The 26,330-nt window shown below is 59.1% G+C and carries 24 protein-coding genes; 11 read left to right on the top strand and 13 right to left on the bottom strand.

From position 1 onward, the window contains the following. Positions 1-291 precede the first annotated feature (291 nt). The 4 genes from galS to AC6I8F_RS06965 all read right to left on the bottom strand — a co-directional run bounded on the left by galS (position 292) and on the right by AC6I8F_RS06965 (position 4,609). Positions 292-1,332 carry an HTH-type transcriptional regulator GalS gene (galS, locus tag AC6I8F_RS06980; protein WP_058757261.1) on the bottom strand — a complete coding sequence of 347 codons (1,041 nt, stop codon included), beginning with the start codon at positions 1,330-1,332 and terminating at the stop codon, positions 292-294. 141 nt (positions 1,333-1,473) lie between these two features. Continuing rightward, on the bottom strand, positions 1,474-2,634 hold the full coding sequence (yeiB, locus tag AC6I8F_RS06975) for a DUF418 domain-containing protein YeiB (RefSeq protein WP_498028666.1): 1,161 nt from the start codon (positions 2,632-2,634) through the stop codon (positions 1,474-1,476). Between the two features lie 54 nt (positions 2,635-2,688). Then, positions 2,689-3,354 (bottom strand): GTP cyclohydrolase I FolE, encoded by a 666-nt coding sequence (gene folE / locus AC6I8F_RS06970; protein ID WP_021509279.1) that lies wholly within the window; start codon positions 3,352-3,354, stop codon positions 2,689-2,691. A 124-nt stretch (positions 3,355-3,478) separates the two neighbouring features. Continuing rightward, entirely contained in the window at positions 3,479-4,609 is a 1,131-nt protein-coding gene (locus AC6I8F_RS06965; RefSeq protein ID WP_127834345.1) for a YbfB/YjiJ family MFS transporter, read from the bottom strand. Between the two features lie 103 nt (positions 4,610-4,712). Here AC6I8F_RS06965 and ptrR point away from each other — a divergent pair, with 103 nt between their 5' ends. Genes ptrR through fghA form a run of 3 tightly spaced genes read left to right on the top strand, consistent with a single transcriptional unit; the run spans position 4,713 to position 7,649 of the window. Then, positions 4,713-5,624 carry a putrescine utilization regulator PtrR gene (gene ptrR / locus AC6I8F_RS06960; RefSeq protein WP_058757258.1) on the top strand — a complete coding sequence of 304 codons (912 nt, stop codon included), beginning with the start codon at positions 4,713-4,715 and terminating at the stop codon, positions 5,622-5,624. A 45-nt stretch (positions 5,625-5,669) separates the two neighbouring features. Continuing rightward, on the top strand, positions 5,670-6,794 hold the full coding sequence (locus AC6I8F_RS06955; RefSeq protein WP_152390648.1) for an S-(hydroxymethyl)glutathione dehydrogenase/class III alcohol dehydrogenase: 1,125 nt from the start codon (positions 5,670-5,672) through the stop codon (positions 6,792-6,794). Between the two features lie 12 nt (positions 6,795-6,806). After that, positions 6,807-7,649 (top strand): S-formylglutathione hydrolase, encoded by an 843-nt coding sequence (gene fghA, locus AC6I8F_RS06950; protein WP_498028665.1) that lies wholly within the window; start codon positions 6,807-6,809, stop codon positions 7,647-7,649. A gap of 47 nt (positions 7,650-7,696) precedes the next feature. Here the strand turns inward: fghA and AC6I8F_RS06945 are convergent, their stop codons facing one another. The 5 genes from AC6I8F_RS06945 to AC6I8F_RS06925 all read right to left on the bottom strand — a co-directional run bounded on the left by AC6I8F_RS06945 (position 7,697) and on the right by AC6I8F_RS06925 (position 12,582). Next, entirely contained in the window at positions 7,697-8,485 is a 789-nt protein-coding gene (locus AC6I8F_RS06945) for an ABC transporter ATP-binding protein (RefSeq protein WP_021509274.1), read from the bottom strand. After that, a complete protein-coding gene (locus tag AC6I8F_RS06940) occupies positions 8,485-9,564 on the bottom strand; it encodes a FecCD family ABC transporter permease (RefSeq protein WP_498028664.1) in 1,080 nt (359 codons plus the stop codon). The genes AC6I8F_RS06945 and AC6I8F_RS06940 overlap by 1 nt, the downstream gene beginning before the upstream one ends. 161 nt (positions 9,565-9,725) lie before the next feature. Then, on the bottom strand, positions 9,726-11,192 hold the full coding sequence (locus AC6I8F_RS06935; RefSeq protein ID WP_021509272.1) for an amino acid permease: 1,467 nt from the start codon (positions 11,190-11,192) through the stop codon (positions 9,726-9,728). A 136-nt stretch (positions 11,193-11,328) separates the two neighbouring features. Further along, on the bottom strand, positions 11,329-12,195 hold the full coding sequence (gene yieE / locus AC6I8F_RS06930; protein ID WP_498028663.1) for a DNA-binding transcriptional regulator YeiE: 867 nt from the start codon (positions 12,193-12,195) through the stop codon (positions 11,329-11,331). Positions 12,196-12,204: 9 nt separating this feature from the next. Next, a complete protein-coding gene (locus tag AC6I8F_RS06925) occupies positions 12,205-12,582 on the bottom strand; it encodes a YkvA family protein (RefSeq protein ID WP_058757253.1) in 378 nt (125 codons plus the stop codon). Between the two features lie 106 nt (positions 12,583-12,688). On the opposite strand from AC6I8F_RS06925, the gene AC6I8F_RS06920 reads away from it, so the two are divergent. Both AC6I8F_RS06920 and nfo read left to right on the top strand, forming a co-directional pair. Next, a complete protein-coding gene (locus tag AC6I8F_RS06920) occupies positions 12,689-13,735 on the top strand; it encodes a YeiH family putative sulfate export transporter (RefSeq protein WP_498028662.1) in 1,047 nt (348 codons plus the stop codon). Between the two features lie 56 nt (positions 13,736-13,791). Beyond that, complete coding sequence (gene nfo / locus AC6I8F_RS06915; RefSeq protein ID WP_132465074.1) at positions 13,792-14,637, top strand: deoxyribonuclease IV; 846 nt, start codon at positions 13,792-13,794, stop codon at positions 14,635-14,637. A 69-nt stretch (positions 14,638-14,706) separates the two neighbouring features. Here the strand turns inward: nfo and fruA are convergent, their stop codons facing one another. The 4 genes from fruA to AC6I8F_RS06895 all read right to left on the bottom strand — a co-directional run bounded on the left by fruA (position 14,707) and on the right by AC6I8F_RS06895 (position 19,018). After that, positions 14,707-16,404, bottom strand: coding sequence for a PTS fructose transporter subunit IIBC (gene fruA / locus AC6I8F_RS06910; protein ID WP_058769933.1), 1,698 nt, complete (start codon positions 16,402-16,404; stop codon positions 14,707-14,709). A 16-nt stretch (positions 16,405-16,420) separates the two neighbouring features. Further along, positions 16,421-17,359: a 1-phosphofructokinase gene (fruK, locus tag AC6I8F_RS06905; RefSeq protein WP_021509266.1), complete on the bottom strand. Its 939-nt coding sequence runs from the start codon at positions 17,357-17,359 to the stop codon at positions 16,421-16,423. Then, complete coding sequence (gene fruB, locus AC6I8F_RS06900; RefSeq protein WP_498028661.1) at positions 17,356-18,486, bottom strand: fused PTS fructose transporter subunit IIA/HPr protein; 1,131 nt, start codon at positions 18,484-18,486, stop codon at positions 17,356-17,358. The genes fruK and fruB overlap by 4 nt, the downstream gene beginning before the upstream one ends. 277 nt (positions 18,487-18,763) lie before the next feature. Continuing rightward, on the bottom strand, positions 18,764-19,018 hold the full coding sequence (locus tag AC6I8F_RS06895) for a YkgJ family cysteine cluster protein (protein WP_058775788.1): 255 nt from the start codon (positions 19,016-19,018) through the stop codon (positions 18,764-18,766). A gap of 152 nt (positions 19,019-19,170) precedes the next feature. Between AC6I8F_RS06895 and yeiP the strand changes: the two genes are divergently transcribed. The 6 genes from yeiP to AC6I8F_RS06865 all read left to right on the top strand — a co-directional run bounded on the left by yeiP (position 19,171) and on the right by AC6I8F_RS06865 (position 26,327). Beyond that, positions 19,171-19,743: an elongation factor P-like protein YeiP gene (gene yeiP, locus AC6I8F_RS06890; protein WP_031280049.1), complete on the top strand. Its 573-nt coding sequence runs from the start codon at positions 19,171-19,173 to the stop codon at positions 19,741-19,743. 99 nt (positions 19,744-19,842) lie between these two features. Then, a complete protein-coding gene (locus AC6I8F_RS06885; protein WP_058769931.1) occupies positions 19,843-20,817 on the top strand; it encodes a CobW family GTP-binding protein in 975 nt (324 codons plus the stop codon). A gap of 46 nt (positions 20,818-20,863) precedes the next feature. Next, positions 20,864-21,571 carry a phosphatase PAP2 family protein gene (locus tag AC6I8F_RS06880; protein ID WP_058769930.1) on the top strand — a complete coding sequence of 236 codons (708 nt, stop codon included), beginning with the start codon at positions 20,864-20,866 and terminating at the stop codon, positions 21,569-21,571. A 514-nt stretch (positions 21,572-22,085) separates the two neighbouring features. After that, positions 22,086-22,661 (top strand): bifunctional murein DD-endopeptidase/murein LD-carboxypeptidase, encoded by a 576-nt coding sequence (mepS, locus tag AC6I8F_RS06875; RefSeq protein ID WP_031280047.1) that lies wholly within the window; start codon positions 22,086-22,088, stop codon positions 22,659-22,661. Between the two features lie 226 nt (positions 22,662-22,887). After that, a complete protein-coding gene (pdeN, locus tag AC6I8F_RS06870; RefSeq protein WP_058757525.1) occupies positions 22,888-24,453 on the top strand; it encodes a cyclic di-3',5'-guanosine monophosphate phosphodiesterase PdeN in 1,566 nt (521 codons plus the stop codon). A gap of 65 nt (positions 24,454-24,518) precedes the next feature. Continuing rightward, the gene (locus AC6I8F_RS06865) at positions 24,519-26,327 is read left to right on the top strand and encodes an extracellular solute-binding protein (RefSeq protein ID WP_498028660.1); all 1,809 of its coding nucleotides are present in this window, start codon (positions 24,519-24,521) and stop codon (positions 26,325-26,327) included. Positions 26,328-26,330 lie beyond the last annotated feature (3 nt).

The following is a 26,330-nucleotide window of genomic DNA, read 5'->3' as shown; positions in this document are numbered from 1 at the left end:
TATGCAGGGTATTTCATCGCGCCGTATTGCCTGCGGGCAGACAGCGCAGTCGGTTGAAACGCTATTTTTTATGGGGCAGGCGCTGCTACCAAGCCGGACCACCATCGCTATCCTGACTTCCCTGTAGGTAAACGCTTCCTGAAGTGTGTTGTGAACCATTTCAATCGGCTACTGAAACCAGACCGGGGAAGGAAAGCCCGGCGTTACATAATGTTTCAGTCCGGTAAGACGCTGCCATCATAGTGAGCGCCATGTTAATTAACTGTGAATACAATCACAGATTGGAAACGGTTACACGGCGCTATCGCCTGAATTAGTGACCGACTCCACAATTTGCCGCTGCGCCACCGAATGGCGCCGCACCAGCGTAGGCATGAAGCAGTGCGCGGCGTGCGGATCGAGCGTGCCTGCTGCGCCCTGCAGGGCCAGCTCAGTCGCCAGTTTCGCCATAGAAACAATGGGATAGCGCACCGTGGTCAGTTGCGGGTCGGTGTAACGGGAAATGGGAATGTCATCGAAGCCGATGACAGAGAAATGCTGCGGTACCTGAATACCATTATCTTTCAGCGCGGTGAGTGCACCGGCCGCCATGCCATCGTTATAGGAGAACACCGCAGTGAGGTGCAGATTACGCCCCAGCAGCTCCACCATCGCGGCTTCACCGCCCTGCATGTCCGGTTCGGCATGCGCAATCCAGCCCTCCGGCGGGCGGATGCCCTGCTCCGCCAGTGCCTGCAGCCAGCCGTCGCGGCGCTGAGCCACGTCCTCAATCGGATGGCTGGAGCTGAGGTAACCAATGCGCTGATGGCCCTGCTGTAACAGCATGCGCGTCGCTACCTGCGCCCCGGTAACATTGTCGAGGCAGACGCAGCGGTGCTCGTAACCGGGAATAGTACGATTAATCAGTACCATACCGGGAACCTGATCCATAAACTGCGCCAGTTCCGCGTCTGTAAGCGTTTTCGCGTGCACCACCAGCGCGTTGCAGCGCTGGCGGATCAGCACCTCAATGGCATGACGTTCTTTCTCTTCCTGATGCCACGAATTGCTGATGAGCACATGCTTGTGCATGCGCTGCGCCACGGTATCCACCGCTTTAACCAGCGCACCAAAGAAGGGATCGGAAACGTCCATGACCACCACGCCGATGGTATCGCTCACCTGGGTAGCCAGCGCCTGCGCGTTGGCATTCGGCCGGTAGCCGAGCGATTCAACCGCCTGCAGCACGGCTTCGCGGGTATCAGAGGTGACTGCACTGCTGTTATTGAGCACCCGCGACACGGTGGCAACGGAAACCCCGGCCTGACGGGCGACATCACGAATCGTTATCATGCAGTTGTTCCACAGAGGAGAAAATGCGCGACTGGCGCGTAACGGCGCTATTCTGTCAGGGCATCGGAAACAGCTGCGTGAATTACGTCACACGGATGAAAACGGTTACATACAATTATGCAACCTTTGTGATGAACATCATTATCTGCCGGCGGACGCGTTATCCGCTTTTCCGGCGGCGAGCTGCGTCAGCCGGCGCCAGAGCCACTCCATCGGTCCCTGCGGGAAGACGCGCAGCCACAGCCCGGAGAACAGAATATTGACCAGCCAGATGGCCGGTACAAAAGCCAGTAGCTGCAGGCGGTCAAATTTGAGGAACAGATCGAAGCGGTAGAACAGCGTGGTGCAGATCAGCGTCTGCAGCAGATAATTGCTCAGCGCCATGCGCCCGACGCACTGAATGGCGTAACTGAACCGCGTGGCGGCGATGGCCGGCCAGTAACCAAGACAGAGCGCAGCGTAGCCAAGGCTGATAAACGGACTGGCGAGATCGCGTGGCACCTGCAGGAAAAAGCCGCTCCAGCGAAATTCCCACTGTAGCAGCCACTGCGCCAGCACGCCGGGTATGGCAATCAGCCAGCCGATGGTCAGTAACAGCGCCGCCGCGCGTCGGTAGTGTTGCAGACTAAACTGGCCGCTCAGCCAGCCGCTGCGCATCAGCGCGGCACCGATCAGCATCAGCCCGGCCAGCTGCCAGCCATACTGCGAAGCCAGCGCCATCAGGCCGGATGACAGGTGTTCGAGGCGATTCTGCACCGCTTCCCAGCCACCGACCAGTTTCCAGTAGCTCTCATACTCCAGATCTGCCGCGCCCGGCAGCCACGAACGCGTCGGCTGCGGACTGGAGATGACGCCAAACACCAGCAGCACGGCACAGCCCACCAGATAGAGCAGCACGCCGGTATGTAATAGCGCCCGCTCCGACGGCACGTCACGCAGCATGCGCCAGACAATCAACCCAATCAGGCCATAATCCAGCAGGATGTCGCCTTCCCACAGGAACACCGCGTGGATGAACCCGATGAAGACCAGCAGCGTTAAGCGTGAGGAGATCCAGCGGCTGCCGCGCGGCACCTGCAGGGCCAGTCCGGCACCAAACAGCAGCGCAAACAGCGTCAGGAATTTTAGCTGCGCCAGACCATCCATGATTGCCCAGGTCCAGGCATCAGAAACGGAGGCTTCACCCTGCCAGGCCGGATTGAGATAGGCCGCCGAGGGCAGACCAAAGCCGACGATATTCAGCAGCAATATGCCGAGAATGGCGCAACCACGAATGAAATCCAGCGCGAGATAGCGTTGCATCGAGTGCCCTGACGGTGAGAGGAACACGGGCGACAACGACGCCGCCCGCGCTGCTTAGCTGTGGCGTACCGCGCGCAGAAACTCCTGACGCGTGTTCTGGCTCGATTTGAACAATCCGCCGAGTGAAGTGGTGGTGGTCGCGCTGGTCGCATCTTTGACGCCGCGCGCTTTCACGCAGTAGTGCACCGCATCGATCGACACCGCCACGTTATTGGTGCCCAGCAGGGTTTGCAGCGCCACCAGCACCTGCTGGGTTAAACGCTCCTGCACCTGCGGACGCTGGGCGAAGAACTGTACGATACGATTAATCTTCGACAGGCCAATCACCTTGTCTTTAGGGATATAGGCCACGGTGGCTTTGCCGTCGATGATCACGAAGTGGTGTTCACAGGTGCTGGTCAGGGTGATATCACGCACGGTGACCATTTCATCCACCTTCATCTTGTTTTCGATGACGGTGATTTTCGGGAAGTTGGCGTAATCCAGACCTGAAAAGATTTCGTCGACGTACATCTTGGCGATGCGGTGCGGCGTCTCCATCAGGCTGTCGTCTTCCAGGTCCAGATTCAGCAGCTGCATAATCTGGGTCATGTGGCCGGCGATCTCGCGCTTGCGTGACGCGTCGTCCATGTCGCGCACCGGGGCGCGTAATGGCGTTTCCAGGCCACGCGCCAGCAGTGCTTCGTGAACCAGGGCGGCTTCCTGACTTAAGGTGCTCATCGTACTCTTCTCCGGCAGGTGATGCGCCCGCAGGTCTGCGCCTGCGGGGGAAATTCTGAGCGCGTATTGTGAAACACAATGCGCGCTTAATCCAGCAATCAATCCGATTGGAAATGAAAGCGTTTCAGGTGGGCGATCGCCGCATCACCAGCGCCCCCGCCAGCAGCAAACCACCGCCGGCCACCCACAGCGCCGGATCGAGCCGGTGCCACAGCAGGCTGGAAATCCAGGACAGCAGCGGCCCACCGAGCTGTCCGATGGCATAACCGGTCGTGAGCAGGCCGGCGAGATAGCGCGCGTGGTGCGGCGCCAGCTCCCGGCTGTACTGCAGCGACAGCTGCACCACGCAGAGAAAGCCGCCGCCAATCAGCAGCGCCGCCAGCAACAGACCGTTGATGCCCGGCAGTACGATGGCGGCGATCACGCCCAGCGCCTGCGCCCACAGCACCAGCGCCAGCCGCCGATGGCTGCTGCCCCAGTGGCGCGTCACGATCCCCAGCACGATGCCGATCACCGCCGCCCCGCCAAACACCGGCCAGACAAACTGCGCAAAAGCGCTATCAGGGAAGCGCGCCGCCGCCATTTGCGACAGGAAGGTGGCGGGCAGAATATAGCCAAAGCCAGCGAGGCTGTAGCTGAGGATCAGGCGCTTCAGGTCACGCGTCAGCAGCAGCGGTGCGGCGGCCTGTTGCGGACGATGCAGCTGTCCGCTGCGCGGCAGGAAACGCGCAATCGCGGCAATTAGCAGAAGCGCCAGCACACCATATGCCGCCCAGGCAAACGCCGCGCTCACGCCGCTGGCGTGCAGCAGTACCGCCAGCATGCCGCTGATGAAGATGCCGGTGCCGGGACCGGCAAACACCGCTGCCGACAGGCCCGGCCGGCCGTGATGCAGCAGTTGCTCATTGCTCCATGCTGCCACCAGCACCATTGCCCAGCCGCTGGCGACGCCGATCAGAAAACGCACCACCGCATGCAGCCACGGCCCGCTGATACAGGCGGACAGCAACGTCAGCGCGACGGCACCCCAGACACCCAGCTGCAGCCGCCACTCCACGCGCCGCTGCGCGCGCATCGCGTCAAACGATCCGGCCAGATAACCGAGATAGTTCAGCGCCGCGACCAGGCTGGCGCTGGCGAGCGTGAGCTGATCGTCGTGAATCATCAGCGGCACCTGCGGGGTAAACGCAAATCGCCCAATCCCCATTGCAACCACTAAACTTAAAAACGCGCTAAGCGCGACTCGCCACGCCATTCTGACTCCGGATCGATTGGATTATCACTTGTCAGCAGCATGCATGACGTTTAGACTCACGAAAAGTGAATAATATTAACCAAGTTGTTTACGAGAAGAGAATATGGATTTAGTACAGCTCCGCATGTTCTGTTCCGTGGCCGAAACCGGCTCACTGGCGCGCGCCGCCGAAATGCTGCATCGCGTGCCGTCTAATCTCACCACGCGACTGCGACAGCTGGAAGAAGAAATCGGCGTCGATCTGTTTATTCGTGAGAAGCAGCGCATTCGTTTGTCGCCGATGGGCCACAATTTCCTCAATTATGCGCAGCGTATTCTGGCATTGAGCGACGAGGCGCTGAACATGGCGCGCGCCGGTGAACCCGGTGGTAACTTTGCCTTCGGTTCGATGGAGAGCACCGCCGCCACCCGCCTGCCGGGATTGCTGGCCGCCTATCATCAGCGCTTCCCCAACGTCGCGCTGTCGCTGGTGACCGGCACCTCAGGCGATATCATCGATAAAGTGCGCGCCGGCACGCTGGCGGCGGCGCTGGTGGACGGTCCGGCCAGTCATGACGACCTGAATGGCTGCATCGCCTTTCGTGAAGAGATGGTGCTGATCACCAGCCTCGAACACGCGCCGATTCACAGCGCCCGCGATACGCAGGGCGATACGCTGTTTGCCTTTGGCAACAGCTGCTCGTACCGCACCCGGCTGGAGTCCTGGTATCGCGACAGCCAGAGCGCACCGCACAGCGTTATGGAGATTCAGTCTTATCACGCCATGGTCGCCTGCGTAGCCGGTGGTGGCGGCGTGGCAATGATTCCCGCCTCGGTGCTGGCGCAGATGCCGGCCCGCGCGCGCGTGCAGCAGCACAGCCTGCCGCCGACCTGGCGCGACACGGCCACCTGGCTGATGTGGCGCCGCGACGCCTTTACGCCCAACGTTGAGGCGCTGAAGTATCTGATTATTGAAATGTTTGATGACCGCCCGCTCAACGATGAACTGCTGCATCCGCTGCAGGCCGCTGAGTAAGCGTTATTTTTTATCCAATCACGACATCACAGGAAGAGGGATTGCATGAACATGATTAAAACCCGCGCGGCCGTGGCCTGGGCTGCTGGCGAACCGCTGAAGATTGAAGAAGTGGATCTGATGCCGCCACAGAAAGGGGAAGTGCTGGTGCGCATCGTTGCCACCGGCGTGTGCCATACCGATGCTTACACCCTGTCAGGTAAAGATCCGGAAGGCGTATTCCCGGCGATCCTCGGTCACGAAGGTGGCGGCGTGGTTGAAGCGGTGGGCGAAGGCGTTACCAGCGTGGCGGTCGGCGATCACGTGATCCCGCTGTACACGCCAGAGTGCGGCAAGTGTAAATTCTGTCTCTCCGGCAAAACCAACCTGTGTCAGGCAATCCGCACCACGCAGGGCAAAGGGCTGATGCCCGACGGCACCACCCGCTTCTTCAAAGACGGCAAGCCAATCTTCCATTACATGGGCACCTCGACCTTCTCTGAGTACACCGTCGTACCGGAAATCTCCCTGGCGAAAATCAGCAAAGAAGCGCCGCTGGAAGAAGTGTGCCTGCTCGGCTGTGGCGTAACCACCGGCATGGGCGCGGTGATGAATACCGCCAAAGTGAAAGAAGGCGACACCGTGGCGATTTTCGGCCTCGGCGGTATTGGCCTGTCGGCGATCATTGGGGCGAAAATGGCGAAGGCCGGTCGCATCATCGGTATTGATATCAATACCAGCAAGTTTGACCTGGCGCGCAAACTGGGCGCGACCGACCTGGTTAATCCGAAAGATTTTTCCAAGCCAATTCAGGAGGTTATCGTCGAGATGACCGACGGCGGCGTGGACTTCTCGTTTGAGTGTATCGGTAACGTCAACGTGATGCGCTCCGCGCTGGAGTGCTGCCATAAAGGCTGGGGCGAATCAGTGATTATCGGCGTTGCCGGTGCCGGCGAAGAGATTTCTACCCGGCCGTTCCAGCTGGTTACCGGTCGCGTATGGCGCGGGTCGGCGTTTGGCGGCGTGAAAGGACGCACTCAGCTGCCAGGCATCGTGCAGGATTACCTCGACGGTAAGTTTGCGCTGAATGATTTCATCACCCACACCATGCCGCTGGAAGAGATCAACGAGGCATTTGAGCTGATGCATGAAGGCAAATCGATCCGTTCCGTGGTGCATTTTAATAAGTAAGCAGGAGGCGACATGGCATCCACTCTGGAGCTGCTGGAAGAACACCGTATTTTTGGCGGCTGGCAGCAGCGCTGGCGTCATCAGTCGGCCGTGCTCAACTGCCCGATGACGTTCAGCATTTTTCTGCCACCGCCGCGCGACGACGCGCCGCCGCCGGTGGTGTGGTTTCTCGCCGGGCTGACCTGCAACGATGAGAACTTCACCACCAAAGCCGGTGCGCAGCGCGTGGCGGCCGAACTCGGTCTGGTGCTGATTATGCCGGACACCAGTCCGCGCGGCGATGCAGTGGCCAATGACAGCGGGTACGATCTGGGCCAGGGTGCCGGGTTTTATCTCAACGCCACGCAGCAACCGTGGGCGGTACATTATCGCATGTTCGATTATCTCAGCGAGGAGCTGCCGGCACTGGTGGCGGATAACTTCAAGCTGAGCGATCGCCAGTCGGTAATGGGGCATTCGATGGGCGGCCACGGCGCGCTGGTGCTGGCGCTGCGCCTCGGCGGGCGCTTTGCGTCGGCGTCCGCGTTTGCGCCAATCGTCAATCCGACCGAAGTGCCGTGGGGACAGAAAGCCTTTGCCGCCTATCTGGGCGACGATCGCCAGACGTGGCGCGAGTGGGATAGCTGCCTGCTGATGCAGAACGCTGAACATCGCCTGCCGGTGCTGATCGATCAGGGCGATAGCGATCAGTTCCTCGCCGATCAGCTACGCCCGGAGCGGCTGGAAGCAGTGGCGCGCGAGCAGAACTTCCCGCTGGAGCTGCGTATCCAGCCGGGGTATGACCACAGCTACTTCTTTATCGCCAGCTTTGTGGAGGACCATCTGCGGTTCCACGCGCAGCATTTACTGGCGTAGTGCACTTTTCTGCCCCTCTGATGCTGAGGGGCAGAACGTGTCTGGCGTCAGGCCAGCGATTCCGCCACCAGCCCATCAATCATTACCTGCGGCATGCCCTGTGAGCAGTGCTCAATGCGGCCGCGCACGCCATACACCTGCGCCAGCGTCTCCGGCGTAATCACCTGCGACGGCACACCGTCGGCCAGCAGTTGCCCCTGCTTCAGCATCAGCGCGTGATCGGCATGACGCAGCGCGATATTGATGTCATGCACCACCACCACCGTCACCATGTTGCGCAGCCGGGTTTCGCGCCGCACCAAATCCATCACGTGGAACTGATAATTCAAATCCAGCGCGCTGAGCGGTTCATCCAGCAGCAGCAGTTCCGGACGGCGAATCAGCGACTGCGCCAGCCCGACCAGCTGCTTCTGGCCACCGGACAGCTGATCGAGATAACGCATCGCCAGGTGGGCAATGCCCAGCTGCTCCAGCAGGTGCATGATTTCCGCTTCACTGGCGGCGCTGTGTAATCCACCGGAGGCACGCTGCGCCACGATGATCGACTCCAGCACGTGCAGATGCACACCGGCTGGCAGCGTCTGCGGCAGATAGACCACGCGCTGCGCGCGCCGGGCAAACGGCTGGCTCATCAGCTCTTCACCGTTGAGCCACAGCTCGCCCTGCCCTTTGCTCAGACCGGCCAGCGCGCGCAGCAGCGTCGATTTGCCGCAGCCGTTGGGCCCCAGCAGCACGGTGATTTTGCCGCGTGGCAGCTGCGTGACATTGAGATCGTCGATGACGTTCCGCTTCGGGTAACCGGCGTAAAAGTGGCTGACGCGTAAGCCCTGCTCCATCACACTGTCCCCCGATGCCGCAGAATAATGCTGAGAAAGAACGGCACGCCCACCAGCGAGGTGACGATGCCGACCGGAATGATGACGCCGGGGATGAGGTTTTTCGAGGCCACCGACGCCAGCGACAGCACCAGCGCGCCGGTCAGCGCACTGGCCGGCAGATAGTAGCGGTGATCTTCACCAAACATCATGCGCGCAATGTGCGGCGCGACCAGGCCGATAAAGCCGATCGGGCCGACGAATGCCACCGCCAGCGCTGAGAGAATGCTGATGCGCAACAGCGTCGCCAGCCGCAGACGCCGCACATCAATGCCGAAGCTCACCGCGCGATCTTCACCCAGGCGCAGCGCCGTGAGTTTACAGCTGCTGAGCATCGAGAACGGCAGCAGGATGGCAAAGGCGGCGCTCAGCACGCCCAGTTTTTCCCATGAGGCACGCGCCAGACTGCCCATGGTCCAGAACACCAGGCCCTGCAGCGTATCTTCGCTGGCGATGAACTGCATCATCGAAACCAGGGCGTTAAAGGTGAACACCAGCGCGATGCCAAACAGCACCACGCCGGAGGTTGAGACTTTGGTCCAGCGCGTGATGCCATCCAGCATCAGCGCGGCAAACAAGGCGAAGACAAAGGCATTGGCGGAGATCAGCCACTGGTCCGGCACGCCGGGAATACCGATGCCGAGAATGATTGCCAGCGCGGCACCAAACGCCGCTGCCGACGAGACGCCGAGCGTAAACGGGCTGGCCAGCGGGTTATTGAGGATGGTCTGCATTTCAGCGCCGGCGAGGCCGAGTGAGAAGCCGACCACCACTGCCATCAGCGCATACGGCAGACGGATGTCCCAGACGATCACGCGCGTGCCGGCGTCCACCGCTGCGGGATGGAGCAGCGTTTGCCACAGCGTGTCGAGCGTCAGGCCGGCCGGGCCAAGGGTGAAATCGAGGATAACTGAAGCGAGGATCGCCAGCACCAGCACACCAATCAGCAGCAGTCGCTGACGCAGAACCTGACGATAACGGGTCAGGGTATCGGCTTCGGTGCCATGTTCCGCCACCAGCGCGGAGTCCGTACTACGCATTGTTCTACCTGTTTCCTGTCGCCTTATAACGGCTGCCACAATAGAGCAGGTGATAATAATTATCAATGCTGTCTCTGTAACAAAGCCCGAATGGTTTGCGCCAGGTTTGCATAGCGTAATAGATCGCAAAAAAAACGCGGCCGTGGCCGCGTTGTCAGGCATTACTGCTTAAAGGAGGGGAATTCCATCTCGCTGTATTTCACGAAGCGGGTGCCGCGCGTCAGCTTATAGCCCAGCCAGATCACCAGGAACAGCGGAATGCCGATATAGGTTGCGGCTACGCCGTACCAGTCGATGCGATCGGCGAGGAATGCCTGATAATTCTGCCCCAGCGTAATGATCAGACACAGCGCGAACGCAAACATCGGACCCAGCGGGAAGAAGCCGGAGCGGTAAGGCAGATCGGCCAGATTCAGCCCCTGCGCCACATAGCCGCGGCGGAAGCGATAATGGCTGATAGCAATGCCGAGCCAGGCGATAAAGCCGGTCATCCCTGACGTATTCAGCAGCCACAGGTACACTTCCTGATTGCCAAATTTCGAGGTCAGGAAGCACAGCGCTGCCACCACCGTGGTCGCCAGCAGGGCATTACGCGGTACGCCGCCTTTCGACAGCTTCGCAAAAATGCGCGGTGCCTTGCCTTCCTGCGCCAGGTTAAACAGCATACGCGTTGAGGCGTACATGCCGGAGTTACCCGCCGACAGCACCGCCGTCAGGATCACCGCGTTCATCACCGCCGCCGCGGACAGCAGACCGGCATTCTGGAACACCAGCGTGAACGGGCTGACGCTGATATCAGTGACATCGTTATGCAGCAGCTGCGGATCGGTATACGGCAGAATCAGGCTGATGATCAGGATCGCGAACACATAGAACAGCAGAATACGCCAGAACACCTGGCGCACCGCGCGCGGGATATTCTTCGCCGGGTCTTCTGATTCACCGGCGGCAATCCCGATCAGTTCGGTGCCCTGGAAGGAGAAGCCGACAATCATCGCCACGCCAATCATCGCCGCAAACCCGCCGGCAAACGGCGCATCTCCCACCGTCCAGTTGTGCCAGCCTGCATTTTCTGCGCCGCGCAGGATGCCGGTAATCATCAGCACACCGACCACAATAAAGATGATAACGGTGGCGACTTTGATCAGCGAGAACCAGTATTCCGCCTCGCCGAAGCCTTTGACCGAAATGTAGTTGAGCAGGAACATCAGACCGAGGAACAGCGCGCTCCAGATCCAGCCCGGCGTATCCGGGAACCAGTAGTTCATCACCAGCTGTGAGGCGACGAGGTCAACGGCGATGGTCACCGCCCAGTTGTACCAGTAGTTCCAGCCCAGCGCGAAGCCGAAGCCCTCTTCGACATATTTGGCGCCGTAGGTGGCAAAGGAACCTGAGACCGGCATAAACGCCGCCAGTTCGCCGAGGCTGGTCATCAGGAAGTAGACCATCAGGCCGATCAGCGCGTAGGAGAGTAACGCACCGCCAGGACCCGCCTGAGAGATAGTGGCACCCGAGGCGACAAACAGGCCGGTGCCGATAGAACCGCCAATGGCGATCATGGTGAGATGGCGCGCTTTTAATTCACGGCGCAGCCCAGGTTGTTGTGTTGTTTTTGAGTCATTATGCATGTGTAAACGCTATGCTGAATAAAAATAAGGCGCGATTGTAGCAGCAAAGCCTGCACTGTATAGCATTCGCCTCGGGTTATTAGTTACCTTCATAATCGGCCGGGAATTATTAGCCACAGCACAGGACACACCGCAGCTATTCCCGGCAATAGGCGAGGAAGCGGCTCAGCGCTTTCGACAGATGTTTCTGCCGGTGATGGATGCGATACAGGGTGCGCGTCAGGCGCGGCAGGGGCACCGGCACTTCCGTCAGCGTGCCCGCCTCAAGCAGATCGGTAATCACCCGGCGCGATAAGCAGCTGATGCCCATGCCGTGGCGCACCGCGTGTTTAATCGCCTCCGAATTGCCTAACTCCATCCCCAGCTGAAACTGCGGCAGGTGCGACAGCAGCAGGTAATCGACAATCTCACGCGTACCGGAACCGCGCTCGCGCAGGATCCACGGCGCAGCGGCCAGCGTCTCCAGCGTCACCGGCTGCTGTAACAGCGGCGCATCCGGCGCGGCGAACACCACCAGTTCATCTTCCAGCCACGGTTCGCTGATGATATCCGGCTCATGGCACGGCCCTTCAATCAGGCCGATATCGACGCGAAAATCAGCCACCGCATTGATGGCGTCCTGGCTGTTGCCGACGCTCAGCTCCAGCGGCAGCGTGGGAAAATCACGGCGATACGCGGCGATCATCCCCGGCAGCAGATAGTTGCCGATGGTGCTGCTGGCAAACAGGCGAATCGCTCCGTTGTCTTCTTTAAACAGCTGTTCGATCTCAATCGCCTGCTCCAGCAGCCCGACCGAACGCGGATAGAGCAGCCGGCCGTGCTCGTTGAGCACCAGCCGTTTGCCGACGCGGTCAAACAGCTGCACGCCGAGCTGACTTTCCAGATCGGCCAGGGCCGCGCTGACCGCCGACTGCGACAGCGCCAGCACCTGCGAGGCCTGCGTGGTGGAGCCGCTTTTCAGCACCTCGGTAAACACTTCAATCTGACGCAGCGTAATGTGCATGCGTGCTCCTTACATGGCGTACCGCTTCACCAGATAGATCACCACCGCCAGCCAGATCAGCAGCATCAGAATCAGGCCGCTCCAGCTGACGATCTTTTTGCCGCGCGCCCGTTGCACCTCGGCGCGTTCGGCGCTGCTGATGCGCACGTCGCGCGGCAGCAGACGCAGCAGGATCATCACGCCAAGCGGGATGATAATCGCGTCATCCAGCAGGCCAATAATCGGGATGAAGTCCGGAATCAGATCGATGGGGCTGAGCGCATAAGCGACGATGCCAAACGCCAGCAGCTTAAACCACCACGGCGTACGCGGATCGCGACAGGCAAACCACAGCGTCAGCACGTCCCGTTTGATGAGCTTCGCCCAGCGGCGCAAGCGCATGAACATTGTTGCCCTTCTTTATCACTTATTCCGGTTGATTATAAATATATTATCAATTTCACTTTTAAGCCAGCCAGGCGCACGCTAAAGCCTCACTGAGGAGAAGCGTATTATGGCTGAACTAAGCGTCAACAAAACCCCTTTTCATGTTCATCGCTGGCTGCCGGGACTGCTGCTGACCGCCGCCATCGCCGCAGGTGCCGCGTGGCTGGCCAATCAGCCGTGGCTGGCTGGCGCGGGATTCGGCGCGCTGACGCTGGCCATCATTATCGGCATCGTGCTGGGTAATAGCCTGTATCCCCGCGTTGCGACCCCGTGCGACAGTGGGGTGCTGCTGGCCAAACAGCGACTGCTGCGACTCGGCATCATTCTTTACGGCTTCCGCATCACCATACAGCAGATCGCCGATGTCGGCGTCAGCGGCGTGCTGATTGATGTGCTGGTGCTGAGCTCAACCTTTCTGATCACCTGCCTGATCGGCATCCGTTTACTGAAAATGGATCGCGAAACCGTGTGGCTGATTGGTGCCGGCAGCAGCATTTGCGGTGCGGCAGCGGTGCTGGCAAGTGAACCGGTGATCAAAGCCGCACCGTCGAAAGTGGCGGTCGCGGTGGCCACCGTGGTGCTGTTTGGCACCGTCGGCATTGTGCTGTACCCGTTTCTCTGGACGCTGCTGCCGCAGGTCAGCGCACAGCACTTTGGCATCTTTACCGGCTCGACGCTGCACGAAGTGGCGCAGGTGGTGGCGGCCGGCCATGCGATGGGCGCGGAAACGGAGAACACGGCTGTCATCGCCAAGATGCTGCGGGTGATGATGCTGGCACCGTTTCTGCTGATCCTCGGCAGCTGGCTGCAGCGCCAGCGCAGCCACCAGCGTCAGGCACAGCAGCCGATCCGCTTTCCGTGGTTTGCCCTGTTGTTTATTGTGGTGGCGCTGTTTAACTCGCTGCACCTGCTGCCACCGCCGGTGGTAGCGGGACTGAATCAGCTGGCGAATCTGCTGCTGGCGATGGCGATGGCGGCGCTGGGCTTAACCACCCGTTTCGGCGCGCTGAAGCAGGCGGGCGTCAAACCGCTGCTGCTTGGTCTGCTGATGTTTATCTGGCTGATTCTTGGCGGCGGCGCACTGAATGTGCTGGTGCAACATTTCATGGCGTAAGCGCATCCGCTATCATGGGCGTTTTGCATCAGCAATCGCCCATTCAGGAGAGCGGCATGAAATATATCGGCGCACACGTAAGCGCATCCGGCGGCGTAGACCAGGCAGTGATCCGGGCCCATGAAATCGAAGCCACAGCCTTTGCGCTGTTCACTAAAAATCAGCGCCAGTGGAAAGCCGCGCCGCTCTCTGCGCAGGTGATCGACGCTTTTAAAACCGCCTGCGATCAGTACAACTTCAGCGCCGCGCAAATCCTGCCGCACGACAGCTATCTGATTAACCTCGGCCATCCGGTTGTGGACGCGCTGGAGAAATCACGCGAGGCGTTTATCGATGAGATGCAGCGCGCCGAACAGCTTGGTCTGACGCTGCTCAACTTCCATCCCGGCAGCCACCTGCAGCAGATTGATGAAGATGCCTGCCTGAAGCGCATCGCCGAGTCGATCAACATTGCGCTGGATAAAACCCACAACGTGGTAGCGGTGATTGAGAATACCGCCGGCCAGGGCAGCAACCTCGGTTTCCGCTTTGAACACCTCGCGGCGATTATTGACCACGTCGAGGATAAATCGCGCGTCGGCGTATGCATCGACACCTGCCACGCCTTCGCTGGCGGATATGATTTACGCAGCGAAGCTGCCTGTGAAGCCACCTTTGCCGAGTTTGAGCGCGTGGTAGGCTTCCAGTATCTGCGCGGTATGCACCTCAATGATGCCAAAAGCACGCTCGGCAGCCGCGTGGATCGCCATCACAGCCTCGGCGAGGGCAACATTGGCAAGACCGCGTTTAGCTGGCTGATGAAGGATGCGCGTTTTGACGGTATCCCGATGATTCTCGAAACCATCAATCCGGATATCTGGAAGGATGAAATTGCCTGGCTGAAAGCAGAGCAGCAGGCGTAACGGGTTTCACCGGGGCCTGTCGCCAATAACAAAGGGAGCCGCGGCTCCCTTTGTTGTTCCTGGCTGCCGTTACGCGGCTTTGGCCAGTTCTTCTTCCGGACGTTTCAGAATCGCATAGCCCAGACCCGCAATCAGGGTACCAATCACAATCGCCAGCAGGTAACCCAGCACCGGGGTAATGGCGCCTGGAATCAGCAGGACGAACAGCCCGCCGTGCGGCGCCATCAGTTTGGCCCCCATCGCCATGGAGATCGCACCGGTCACTGCGCCACCCACGATACAGCATGGCAGCACGCGCATCGGATCACGCGCCGCAAACGGAATGGCACCTTCCGAGATAAAGCACAGGCCGAGTACCAGCGCGGCTTTACCGCCCTCCTGCTGACCTTTATTGAACTTACGACGCGCTACCAGCGTTGCCAGCCCCATCGCCAGCGGTGGCACCATACCGGCCGCCATGATTGCGGCCATCGGCGCGTAGGTTTGCGAACTCAGCAGACCGACACCAAACGCGTAAGCCACTTTGTTCACCGGACCGCCCATGTCGGTACACATCATGCCGCCCAGAATCGCGCCCAGCAGAACCGCGTTAGCGGTGCCCATGTTCGCCAGCCAGCTGGTCAGGCCGCTCATGATGCCGGCAACCGGTTTGCCTACTACGTAAATCATCAGCAGGCCGGTAATCAGACTGGCCACCAGCGGAATGATCAGAATCGGCTTCAGCGCTTCCATACTTTGCGGCAGCTTCACTTTGCTGCTCAGTAGTTTCGCGGCGTAACCGGCGATGAAACCGGCGATGATGCCGCCAAGGAAACCGGCGTTGATGCTGGTGGCGATCATGCCGCCAATCAGACCTGGCGTCAGGCCCGGACGGTCAGCAATCGAGAAGGCGATAAAGCCCGCCAGCACCGGCACCATCAGCGCAAAGGCGCTGCCGCCACCGATCTGCATCAGCGCCGCGGCTAAGGTGCCCTGCTCTTTAAACGCGGTAATACCAAAGGCGAATGACAGCGCAATGCTCAGACCGCCGGCGACCACCATCGGCAGCATATAAGATACGCCGGTCAGCAGATGCCGATAGGCACCGGCTTTCTCTTTGCTGTCGCTCTGGCTGGCTGCCGCCTGGTTGCCGGAAGGCTGCCAGACTTTGGCTTCTGCCTGCGCTTTATCCAGCTCCTGTGCGGTTTTCTTCAGCGCCAGACTGGTGGAGGTACGGTACATCGGCTTGCCGGCAAATTTCGCCAGGTCAACGTCGATATCCGCCGCAACGATCACCAGATCGGCCGCCGCCACTTCTTCCGGGGTGATCGGGTTGCCGGCGCCGACTGAGCCGCGGGTTTCCACTTTTACCCACCAGCCGCGCTTGCTGGCTTCCGCCTCAATCGCCTCGGCTGCCATGAAGGTATGCGCCACGCCGGTCGGACAGGCAGTGACGGCCACAATACGTTTCTGCCCGGAGCTCTGCGCCGGTGCACTTGCCGCCGGGGTTGCCGCAGCCGGCTGCCACGGTTGCGCCGCATCTTTAGCCAGCGCCAGTGCCGCCTGCGGATCGCGCAGCGCCTGCTGCACATCCACGAGGGCAACGGACTTGCCGGCGAGCTGCGCGTTGTCGGTAACCTGCTGGCCAATCACCAGCACCAGTTCGGCGTCCGCGGCGCTGTCGACCAGCGTCAGTCCCGCCTGCCCTGCCGCCGCCTGCAGACGTTCTGAGGCTAAATGGCCTGATGCCAGACCGAGTGAAGAATCTTTTATCAGCAGCGTTTTCATTATCGCTCTCCTGCTGTTAGTTAACGGGTTGTAAGTCGACGCGCGCCATCATCGCGGCCAACTGGGTACGATCGGTCACGCCGACGTTGCTCTGGCTGACGGCCATGGCCGCCACCGCCGTCGCCAGACGCAGCGTGTGTTCACTGGATTCCCGCATCAGCAGGCCATAAATCAGGCCGCCAACCATCGAATCTCCGGCGCCTACGGTGCTGACCACTTCACACGCAGGCGGTTTGGCGATCCATTCGCCTGAGGCATTGACCCACAGCGCGCCTTCCGCACCGAGGGAGATCACGACGTGGGCAATGCCCTGCTCGCGCAGCTGGTGCGCGGCGTCAATCACATCCTGCAGCGTCGGCAGCTTGCGGCCGGCCCAGATCTCCAGCTCGCGGCGATTGGGTTTTACCAGCCACGGTGCCGCTTTCAGACCGGCCACCAGCGCTTCACGGCTGCTGTCAAAAATGATGCATGGGCAGTGGGTGCGCAGATCGCTCATCCATTTGGTGAACGCGTCCGGCGCAACGCCCGCTGGCAGGCTGCCGCTGACGCACACCATATCGAACTGGCCCAGCCAGGTCAGCGAGTCGGCAGTGAAGCGGTCCCAGTCCTGGGGCGTGACGTCAAAGCCCGAGAAGTTGAGGTCAGTGACGTCGCCGTCTTTTTCCGTCAGCTTAACGTTAATGCGGGTACGGCCCTGCACCACCTGAAAACGGTTAGCAATACCGAGTTCGCTGAACAGCTGCTGAAAGCCGTCCTGATTCTCTTTGCCGAGGAAGCCGCCGACGGTGACGTCGATGCCGAGATCTTTCAGCACTTTGGCGACATTGATGCCTTTACCCGCAGCGTGCAGCCCGGTGGTTTTGACCAGGTTAACTTCGCCGCGCTCGATCTCCGGCGTGTAGCCGACCAGATCGTACGCCGGGTTCAGGGTGATAGTGGCAACGCGACGACTCATGCTGCCCCCTCGCCCAGACCGCTATTAATGGCTTCTTCGATAGCGTGCAGTGCCTGCTGCGCATCGTCACCGCTGGCGGTGAAACGCAGACGATGGCCTTTCTTCACGCCGAGCGCGACCACCTTCATCAGGCTGCGCCCGTTAGCCGGCTTACCGCTGCCGTCGAGATTGGTCACGGTGATATCGCTGTTGAACTGCTTGATCACGCTCACCAGCGCGGTGCCCGGACGCGCATGCAGACCGTGCTCGTTGCGAATGGTGAATTCCGCGGTTAAGACGTCCGCAGCTTCATCAACTTCGCTGGTCAGCAGCGCAAGAATGCCTGCCGCGTCCGCTTTCAGCAGGCGTTCAGCCTGCTTGTTCAGCAGCAGATTGCTGAGGTAACCCAGCACCTCAAGCGGGCGCTGATCGGTGGCGGCGACCGTCAGCAGCAGCGCTACCGGTTCGCCCTGATGCATCAGCGGCGTCGCGCTGCGGCTCACTGCCACCGCGCTGTTGAGGTTGCCGTGCGTGCTGTCGCTCAGCCAGATGCCCTGACCGAGGCTGAGCGGCGCGTGCGAGACAACGTCCGCGACAAAGCTGGCGTCAACGGCACCGGCCGCCTGCAGACGACCGGCGTTCAGCGCCTGCAGCGTCATCAGATCGCTGGCAGCCACGTCAGTGGCGATCAGCGACGTATCGAACTGGAATTCAGCGGCCTGCTTTTCACCCATCAGCAGCGCGCGCAGCTCTTCAGCAGAGGCAGATTTCAGCTGCTCCGCGATGCTGTCATCGCTTAATACGTGGGTCAGCTGGCGCAGCAGCGCGAGGTGCTCGTCAGATTTGGCGGCAATGCCGATGGCGACGTACGCCGTCTGGCCATCACCCCAGTCCACGCCCTGCGGGAACTGATAAACCTGCACGCCGGTTTTCAGCACCAGATCGCGGGTATCGGTGGTGCCGTGCGGAATGGCGATGCCGTTGCCGAGAAAGGTGGTGGTTTGCTGTTCGCGCGCCAGCATGCCGTCGACGTAGCCTTCGGCCACATTTCCGGCCGCAGTAAGCGCAGCGGCAACCTGACGAATGGCCTGTTCTTTATCGGACGCGCTGGCGCCGGTGTGAATGGCCTGAACTTCGAGCTGGAACATATTTCTCCTCGCTTGCTGAAAGTGAATCGTTTCAGCCTGATGGCGAAAAAATGCGCTGTGCGATACGGACTTAGCCGGGAGGACAACGCTGAAACGTTTCAGGGAATATGGTACAGCCCCCGATTACAGGCAAGAAAATGCGCAATCGGCGTAGCAGATTTTTGATGCTCCGCACACTTCGCGGCGGATTTAGGATTTTTCACAGCGGGCGCGCTGACGCGTTGCTGTAACGCGGTACCTGTGACGAGCGTGCTGTTCAGCTCGCGTCAGCTTAAACTCAGGGCGCGGTATCGGCTTCCAGCTGCAGCAGGTAGATCATGGCATCGGCGCGGCTGCTGCCGCACATCTCCGCCTGTGGCTGTAAACCGGCACACACCGCCGGACGCAGCGGCGAGCCAAAAATTTTGCAGCGCTGCTGTTCGTCGAGCTGCACGCAGCGGGTATTGGCCGGTTTGCCGTCAGGCATACCCGGAATGGGGGAAGAGATGGAGGGGGCTGTGCAGCAGGCACCGCACTGGTCTCGACATAACATCATGCGCTCCTGCAAAGATTAGCGGCCGACAATAGCAGTCTGCACCGCGGAATTCTATGCGCGACCAACAATTTTCACCGGCCTCACTTGCCTGTTTTTCACCGCGCGAGTAAGTTGGCGCGCATCTACCTGGTTATAGCGAGTCAAGCATTATGCCAAAGGCAAACGAAATCAAAAAAGGAATGGCCGTCACCTGGAACGGTAAACTGTTGCTGGTGAAGGATATCGATGTCCAGAGCCCAAGCGCGCGCGGTGCCGCCACGCTGTACAAGATGCGTTTCACCGATGTGCGCACCGGCCTGAAAGTTGAAGAGCGCTTCAAGGGCGACGACATTATTGATGCCATCCAGCTCAGCCGCCGCGCGGTGACCTTCTCATACATCGACGGCGACGAATACGTGTTTATGGATGACGAAGATTACACGCCGTACAGCTTTAAAAAAGATCAGATCGAAGAAGAGCTGCTGTTTATTCCGGAAGGCGGCATTCCCGGTATCCAGGTGCTCACCATGGATGGTCAGGTGCTGGCGCTGGAACTGCCGCAGACGGTAGACATGGAGATTGTTGATACCTCACCTGGCATCAAAGGGGCATCCGCCAGTGCGCGCACCAAACCGGCGGGCATGAGCACCGGGCTGTCGATTCAGGTGCCGGAGTACCTGAGCAATGGCGATCGCATCCGTATCCATATTGCCGAGCGTCGTTATATGGGACGCGCCGATTAAGCGCACGATTTTCTCCGGCGGCGGTTGATTGTTATAGTATAACAACAGCCTGCGCGCCGGATGCGGTTGTCCGGCGCGGCTATTTTAACGGAGTAAATCATGACGCGCGTGAACCTGATTACCGGTTTTCTCGGTAGCGGTAAAACCACCACCCTGTTACATCTGCTGGCGCACAAACCGGCCAATGAAAAGTGGGCCATTCTGGTCAACGAGTTTGGCGAGATCGGCATTGACGGCGCCCTGCTCGCCGACCGCGGCGCCACGCTGAAAGAGATCCCCGGCGGCTGCATGTGCTGTGTTAACGGCCTGCCGCTGCAGGTTGGGCTGAATATGCTGCTGAAGCAGACCCAGCCGGACCGCCTGATTATCGAACCTACCGGTCTTGGCCATCCCAAACAGTTACTGAATATGCTGCGCGCGGCGGTCTATCAGCCGTGGATCCGCGTGGACGCCACGCTGACGCTGCTCGATCCGCGTCAGTTAGCCGATACGCGCGTCACGGAGAATGAAAACTTTCGCGACCAGCTGATCGCCGCAGACATCATCATCGCCAACAAAAGCGACAAGTGGGATGCGGAAGATCGCCAGCGGCTGGCGAGCTGGCAGCAGCAGCATTTAGGCGACCGTCAACTGGTGGAAGCCAGCTGGGGCAATATTGATCCGGCGTTGCTGAGTCAGCCGGCATTGGCGGATCGTGCGGTACCCGATGCCGCGCATCATCATCATTCGTCACGCCCGCAGGGGCTGGCGGCGCTGAAACTGGAAGGCGAAGCGCGCTGGCGTCGTGCGTTAAATGAAGGTCAGGGCTATGCTTCCTGTGGCTGGATTTTCGATGGTGACACGGTGTTCGATACCATTCCGGCTTTAGAGTGGGCGCGGCTTGCGCCGGTGGATCGCGTGAAAGGCGTGCTGCGTACCGCTGACGGTCTGGTCAGCATTAATCGTCAGGGCGAAGACCTGTTCATTGAAACGCGCCCGGTCACGCCGCCGGATAGCCGTATCGAATTGATCCACCATCAGGCCGCCGACTGGAATGCCTTGCAGACTGCCCTGTTGAAGATTCGTTTAAATTAGCTGCGGTAGGTTTGCCCGTTATTTTTTTTCTTTTTGAGTTACTTTTATGCGCACTACTCGTTTGATCACCATCCTGCTGCTGAATGCGCTGGGTGTGATGCTATTTATGTCGTGGTATCTGCCGCCGGAGCACGGGTTCTGGTTCGCTCTCGACAAAGGCATCTTTTTTGGCTTTAACGACCAGATGGTCGACCATCACGGCTTTGCGCTGCTGGTGGCGATTACCAATTTCCGCGGTTTTGACGCGGTGTCACTGCTGGCGATGGGCCTGCTCTATCTGTGGTTCTGGCGCCGCGAAACGCCGCAGGGCCGACGTCGTATGCTGGCGATTGGTATCACCATGCTGCTGACGGCGGTGATTCTTAACCAGCTGGGCCATCTGCTGCCGGTTAAGCATGCCAGCCCGACGCTGTTCTTTGATAACGTGCATCGCGTCAGCGAACTGACCGGCATTCCGGCAAAAGATGCGTCCCGAGACAGCTTCCCCGGCGACCACGGCATGATGCTGATTATCTTCGCCTGCTTTATGTGGCGCTATTTCGGCTTCCGCGCCTTCCTGATGGGCCTGCTGATTGTGGTGCTCTTTTCCCTGCCGCGCGTGATGGCGGGTGCGCATTGGTTTACCGATATTGCGGTCGGTTCGCTGTCGGTGGTGCTGGTGGGCCTGAGCTGGTGGTTATTAACACCGGCCAGCGACAAACTGGTGAACTGGCTCTATCGTTCGCTGCCCGGAAAATATAAACCCCAGGCGTAATTGTTTAGCGCGGGCGATTATTTCCTGTTTTTAAGATCGCCTGCGCTTATTTAATCCTGCAATAAATTATTAGCGAACTAAGCGTTTTCTGATAAAAGAAAAACCTATGCGTCAAATCGTCTGACAATGGCGTTATTCCTGGCCTGTCCAGTCAGAACCCTCTTAAAATCTCTCTTAGCGCCAGAATTAGCCGCTGTTCCTGCCGTTAATTGACGCTTAAATCGCTACCAGTTGTTGATAAAGTAACCGTTGTGTTACAGATTGATTTCACATCAAAAAAACCTATAAAAATTTATATAAAAGCACTCGCCACGCGGTCTGTAATCGGTTAACCTCAACTCCGATTACTACCGTGCAGCATAAAATTCGGTACCTTAAGCAACAAAAATGTGTGCATTAACACATTTTAGTAATTAAGGAATTGTCTTAGAGGGTCGCACTTATTAATCTCAACCCGTTTTGTCATCTGGCTGGCGACATTCTGTCGTAAGGACATCGAAGGAAAACACGTACAATGGTCAAGTCTCAACCAATTCTGAGATACCTCAGGCGGATTATTCCCGCAGTAGCATTAGCAACCCTCTTATCGGCATGTAGCAGTACCCATAACGGTCAGAACGCGAATAACGAGAATCATGAAGTTAACAACCAGAATGGTTTTTTACTTCAGGCGTCTCAGGACGAATTTGAACAAATGGTGCAGAACGTGGACGTTAAGTCCCGCATCATGGAGCAGTACAGTGACTGGAAAGGTGTGCGTTATCGCTTAGGCGGCGACACCAAACGCGGCATTGACTGTTCTGCTTTTGTTCAGCGCACCTTTCGCGAACAGTTTGGTTTAGAGCTGCCGCGTTCCACATCGGAACAGCAGGACAGCGGTAAAGAGATTTCACGCAGTAAATTGCGTCCGGGTGATTTAGTGCTGTTCCGCGCCGGCTCCACCGGTCGCCATGTCGGCATCTATCTCGGCAACGACAATTTTGTACACGCGTCTACCAGCAGCGGCGTGATGATTTCCAGCCTTAACGACAGTTACTGGAAAAACCGCTACCGCGAAGCGCGTCGGGTACTGGCAAAAAACCCCAGTTAACCCCTTCCTTCCTGATGTTCTCAGCCAGAGAATCTGAAAACGCTGCCCCGGCAGCGTTTTTTTTCGTCTGCAGTTGCTTAAACCAAATCCATGGCGGAAAAAGTAATTGTGAATCAAAAATATAACGAGACTTTTCGCGCAGCCTCGTTATATTCTCGTTGCCTTGAACCAGCACAGTTGTATGCGTTTTTATAATAAAAAGGGCAAGATCAGGGGAACCAACTCCATGCCACTGTCGGGGACGTTAAATCGTCATGCCAGCTACTCGCGGCGCATCGCCTGGAGTAGCGTAATTATTGGGGTCGCGTTTTTTATCCTGTTTGTCACCGTCCTGCTCACGCTGACCTGGCAAAAACGCGTCCAGCAACACCAGCAGCTGCTGGCTCACAGCCGTGACGATCTGCAACAGGTGATGTCAACCCTGGTCGAGAGCCTTTATCCACTGCAGCAATACACTCAACTCAGCTGCAACAGCGTCAACCGTGAGCTGACCTCTCGCGCCGCCTTTGCCGGCAACATTCGCGCGATATTACTGGTACGCGACGGCAACGCTTACTGCTCTTCGGCTACCGGCGCATTTCTGCTGGCCGCCAGCGCCATTTCACCCGATTCAGAGCTGGAGCGCGACCGTGACGTCCGCCTGCTGCCCGGCACACCGCTGCAGCCCGCCAAACCAGCGCTGGCGCTGTGGCTGAAAAGTCCGGGAGCGAACGAAACCGGCATCCTCGCCACCATGAACCTCAGCATGACGCCTTACCAGCTGCTGGCCTCTTACCATCCCGAAATCACGCGCATGGCGCTGGTGGCAGGCGACAGCGCGCTGCTCAGCGGCACCAGCCAGGTGGTGCGCAGCCGCGATCTGCCGCCTGCCCTCACCGACCTGACGCTTGATGACGGCAGCATGCGCTTTGTGCTTTACGGCAGCACGCTGGCCTCACGCGATTACACGCTGGCGTTGCTGACCGGCCTGCTGCTGGCGCTGCTGGTTGCCGCAATCAGCTGGCTGCTGCTGTCGCTGCATCAGCGACCGGGACGTGAAATCCTGCTCGGCATCCGGCGCGGTCAGTTTCACGTTGAGTATCAGCCGCTGGTAACGGCACACAACGGCAAACCCTATGGCGTTGAAGCGCTGCTGCGCTGGACTCACCCGGTTGAAGGCATGATCCCCCCCGATGTATTTATCAGCCACGCCGAAGCGCAAAACCTGATTATTCCTCTGACTCAACATCTGTTCAGCCTGGTAGCGCGCGACGCGCGTTTTCTCTGTCAGCAACTGCCGCGCGGCACCCGTCTCAGTCTGAATATGTCACCGCAGCATCTGGCATCGGCCAGTTTTCGCCGCGACGTGCAGGCGTGGATCGCCAGTATGCCCGCCGATCATTTTAACTATGTATTTGAAATCACCGAGCGCACCATGGTGCGGGAGAAGAACGCCGGCGAAATCTTCGCCTGGCTGCATGAACACAATTTCAAGATTGCCATCGATGATTTTGGCACTGGCCATAGCGCGCTGATCTATCTGGAAAAATATCCGTTCGACTACCTGAAAATCGATCGCGGCTTTGTGCAGAGTATCGGCACCGAAACCGTAACCTCGCCGGTGCTTGACACCGTGTTGCTGCTGGCAAAGAAACTCAACCTGAAAACCGTGGCGGAAGGGGTGGAAACCGGCGACCAGGCGGCCTGGCTGGTTAACCGGGGCGTCACGCATCTGCAGGGGTATCTGTTTAGCCGCCCGCTGCGCCCGGAAAAGCTGATCAGCTACTATCAGAGCCAGGCCAGTTTGGGTTAACGTCACGTACCGCGCATGAAACTGCTACCATACAGTGCGGATTACCACAGGAGAGCGCCCCACTTATGCTGCTTCGTCTTGCCACAGCACTACTGATGTGCAGCGCCATTGCGCCGGTGCACGCGGTCACTATCCATGAAAGCTATGCCTTTGCGAAGCTGGGCGAACCTAAATACGCGGTCAACTTCAGCCATTATGATTACGCCAATCCGGCGGCGCCAAAAAGCGGCAAGATCACCCTCGCCGTGGTGGGCACTTACGACAACTTCAACCGCTATGCGTCGCGCGGCAACCCCGGTATCGGCACTGACACGCTGTACGACGGCCTGTTTACCACCTCAGACGATGAGCCCGGCAGCTACTATCCGCTGATCGCCGAATCAGCACGCTATCCCAGCGATTATCACTGGATGGAGGTGTCGATCAATCCGCACGCGCAGTTTCAGGACGGTACACCGATCACCGCGCAGGATGTCGCCTTCACCTTCAGCAAATTCATGACCGAAGGCGTGCCGCAGTTTCGCGTGGCGTTTCGCGGCGTGCAGGTGAAAGCGCTGAACCGGCTGACGGTGCGCATTGAGATGCCCAAACCAGATAAAGACCTGGTGCTGAGCTGGATCACGCTGCCGGTGCTGCCGGAAAAATTCTGGCAGAACAAAAAATTCAATGAGCCGATTGGCTATCCGCCGCTCGCCAGCGGGCCTTACCGCGTCACTTCGTACAAATCCGGCCAGTTCATCCAATATAGCCGGGTGAAGAACTACTGGGCGGCCGATCTGCCGGTGAACCGCGGTCGCTTTAATTTTGATACCCTGCGCTACGATTACTATCTCGATGACAACGTGGCTTTTGAAGCGTTTAAGGCCGGTGCCTATGACCTGCGCGAAGAGAGTTCGGCGAAGAAATGGGCCACACAATATCGCGGGCGCAACTTCACCAGCCACGCCATTGTGAAAGCCACCACGCCGAATGACGTCGCCACCGACACGCGCTGGCTGGCGTTCAATAACGAGAAAGCATTATTTGCCGACCGCCGCGTGCGCGAGGCGCTGACGCTGGCGTTTGATTTTGAGTGGATGAACAAAGCGCTGTTCTACGGCGCTTACAAGCGAACCGACAGCTACTTCCAGAACACCGCTTACGCCGCCAAAGGCTATCCTGACGCCGATCAGCTGGTCCTGCTCGCGCCCTACAAGGCGCAGCTGCCTGCCGAGGTCTTTAACAACGCCTACGCGCCGCCGCATTCTGACGGCAGCGGCTTTGACCGCAACAATTTGCTGCGGGCGATGGCGCTGCTGAAGCAGGCAGGCTGGCAGATCAAAAATCAGCAGCTGGTGAACGTGAAAACCGGCCAGCCGTTTCAGTTTGAACTGTTGCTGCGCAGCGGTTCTCTGAACGACTGGGCGCTGCCGTTCCAGCACAGCCTGGCACGGCTTGGCATTACGATGACGCTGCGCCAGGTGGACAGTTCGCAATATCTGCGCCGGCTGCGCGAAGGCGATTACGACATGATTCCGTCGCTTTATCAGGCGATGCCGTGGCCTTCCACCAGCCTGCAGTATGTCTGGCAGTCGGATTACATCAGCTCCTCGTGGAACACCGCGCGGGTAAAAGATCCGCTGGTCGACCATTTCGTGCAGCAGATCGTGGCGCATCAGGGCGATGAAAAAGCGCTGCTGCCGCTCGGTCAGGCGCTGGATCGCCTGCTGCTGTGGAACGCCTACATGATTCCGATGTGGTACAACGCTGAGCAGCGGCTGGCCTGGTGGGACAAGTTTTCCCATCCGCAGATTAAACCGGCGTTTGCCACCGGGCTGGAAAACTGGTGGTACGATGTGAACAAAGCCGGTCGTTTACCGGCCGATCGACGCTGAGGA

The organism is gamma proteobacterium symbiont of Axiagastus rosmarus (genome assembly GCF_059730925.1).
Note: the sequence above shows the minus strand (reverse complement) of the source record. Positions and strands in the feature narration are given on the sequence as shown.

Coding starts and splice junctions, on each gene's coding strand:
- galS (WP_058757261.1), bottom strand. CDS start 1,332: ATGATAACGATTCGTGATGTCGCCCGTCAGGCCGGGGTTTCCGTTGCC.
- yeiB (WP_498028666.1), bottom strand. CDS start 2,634: ATGCAACGCTATCTCGCGCTGGATTTCATTCGTGGTTGCGCCATTCTC.
- folE (WP_021509279.1), bottom strand. CDS start 3,354: ATGAGCACCTTAAGTCAGGAAGCCGCCCTGGTTCACGAAGCACTGCTG.
- AC6I8F_RS06965 (WP_127834345.1), bottom strand. CDS start 4,609: ATGGCGTGGCGAGTCGCGCTTAGCGCGTTTTTAAGTTTAGTGGTTGCA.
- ptrR (WP_058757258.1), top strand. CDS start 4,713: ATGGATTTAGTACAGCTCCGCATGTTCTGTTCCGTGGCCGAAACCGGC.
- AC6I8F_RS06955 (WP_152390648.1), top strand. CDS start 5,670: ATGAACATGATTAAAACCCGCGCGGCCGTGGCCTGGGCTGCTGGCGAA.
- fghA (WP_498028665.1), top strand. CDS start 6,807: ATGGCATCCACTCTGGAGCTGCTGGAAGAACACCGTATTTTTGGCGGC.
- AC6I8F_RS06945 (WP_021509274.1), bottom strand. CDS start 8,485: ATGGAGCAGGGCTTACGCGTCAGCCACTTTTACGCCGGTTACCCGAAG.
- AC6I8F_RS06940 (WP_498028664.1), bottom strand. CDS start 9,564: ATGCGTAGTACGGACTCCGCGCTGGTGGCGGAACATGGCACCGAAGCC.
- AC6I8F_RS06935 (WP_021509272.1), bottom strand. CDS start 11,192: ATGCATAATGACTCAAAAACAACACAACAACCTGGGCTGCGCCGTGAA.
- yieE (WP_498028663.1), bottom strand. CDS start 12,195: ATGCACATTACGCTGCGTCAGATTGAAGTGTTTACCGAGGTGCTGAAA.
- AC6I8F_RS06925 (WP_058757253.1), bottom strand. CDS start 12,582: ATGTTCATGCGCTTGCGCCGCTGGGCGAAGCTCATCAAACGGGACGTG.
- AC6I8F_RS06920 (WP_498028662.1), top strand. CDS start 12,689: ATGGCTGAACTAAGCGTCAACAAAACCCCTTTTCATGTTCATCGCTGG.
- nfo (WP_132465074.1), top strand. CDS start 13,792: ATGAAATATATCGGCGCACACGTAAGCGCATCCGGCGGCGTAGACCAG.
- fruA (WP_058769933.1), bottom strand. CDS start 16,404: ATGAAAACGCTGCTGATAAAAGATTCTTCACTCGGTCTGGCATCAGGC.
- fruK (WP_021509266.1), bottom strand. CDS start 17,359: ATGAGTCGTCGCGTTGCCACTATCACCCTGAACCCGGCGTACGATCTG.
- fruB (WP_498028661.1), bottom strand. CDS start 18,486: ATGTTCCAGCTCGAAGTTCAGGCCATTCACACCGGCGCCAGCGCGTCC.
- AC6I8F_RS06895 (WP_058775788.1), bottom strand. CDS start 19,018: ATGTTATGTCGAGACCAGTGCGGTGCCTGCTGCACAGCCCCCTCCATC.
- yeiP (WP_031280049.1), top strand. CDS start 19,171: ATGCCAAAGGCAAACGAAATCAAAAAAGGAATGGCCGTCACCTGGAAC.
- AC6I8F_RS06885 (WP_058769931.1), top strand. CDS start 19,843: ATGACGCGCGTGAACCTGATTACCGGTTTTCTCGGTAGCGGTAAAACC.
- AC6I8F_RS06880 (WP_058769930.1), top strand. CDS start 20,864: ATGCGCACTACTCGTTTGATCACCATCCTGCTGCTGAATGCGCTGGGT.
- mepS (WP_031280047.1), top strand. CDS start 22,086: ATGGTCAAGTCTCAACCAATTCTGAGATACCTCAGGCGGATTATTCCC.
- pdeN (WP_058757525.1), top strand. CDS start 22,888: ATGCCACTGTCGGGGACGTTAAATCGTCATGCCAGCTACTCGCGGCGC.
- AC6I8F_RS06865 (WP_498028660.1), top strand. CDS start 24,519: ATGCTGCTTCGTCTTGCCACAGCACTACTGATGTGCAGCGCCATTGCG.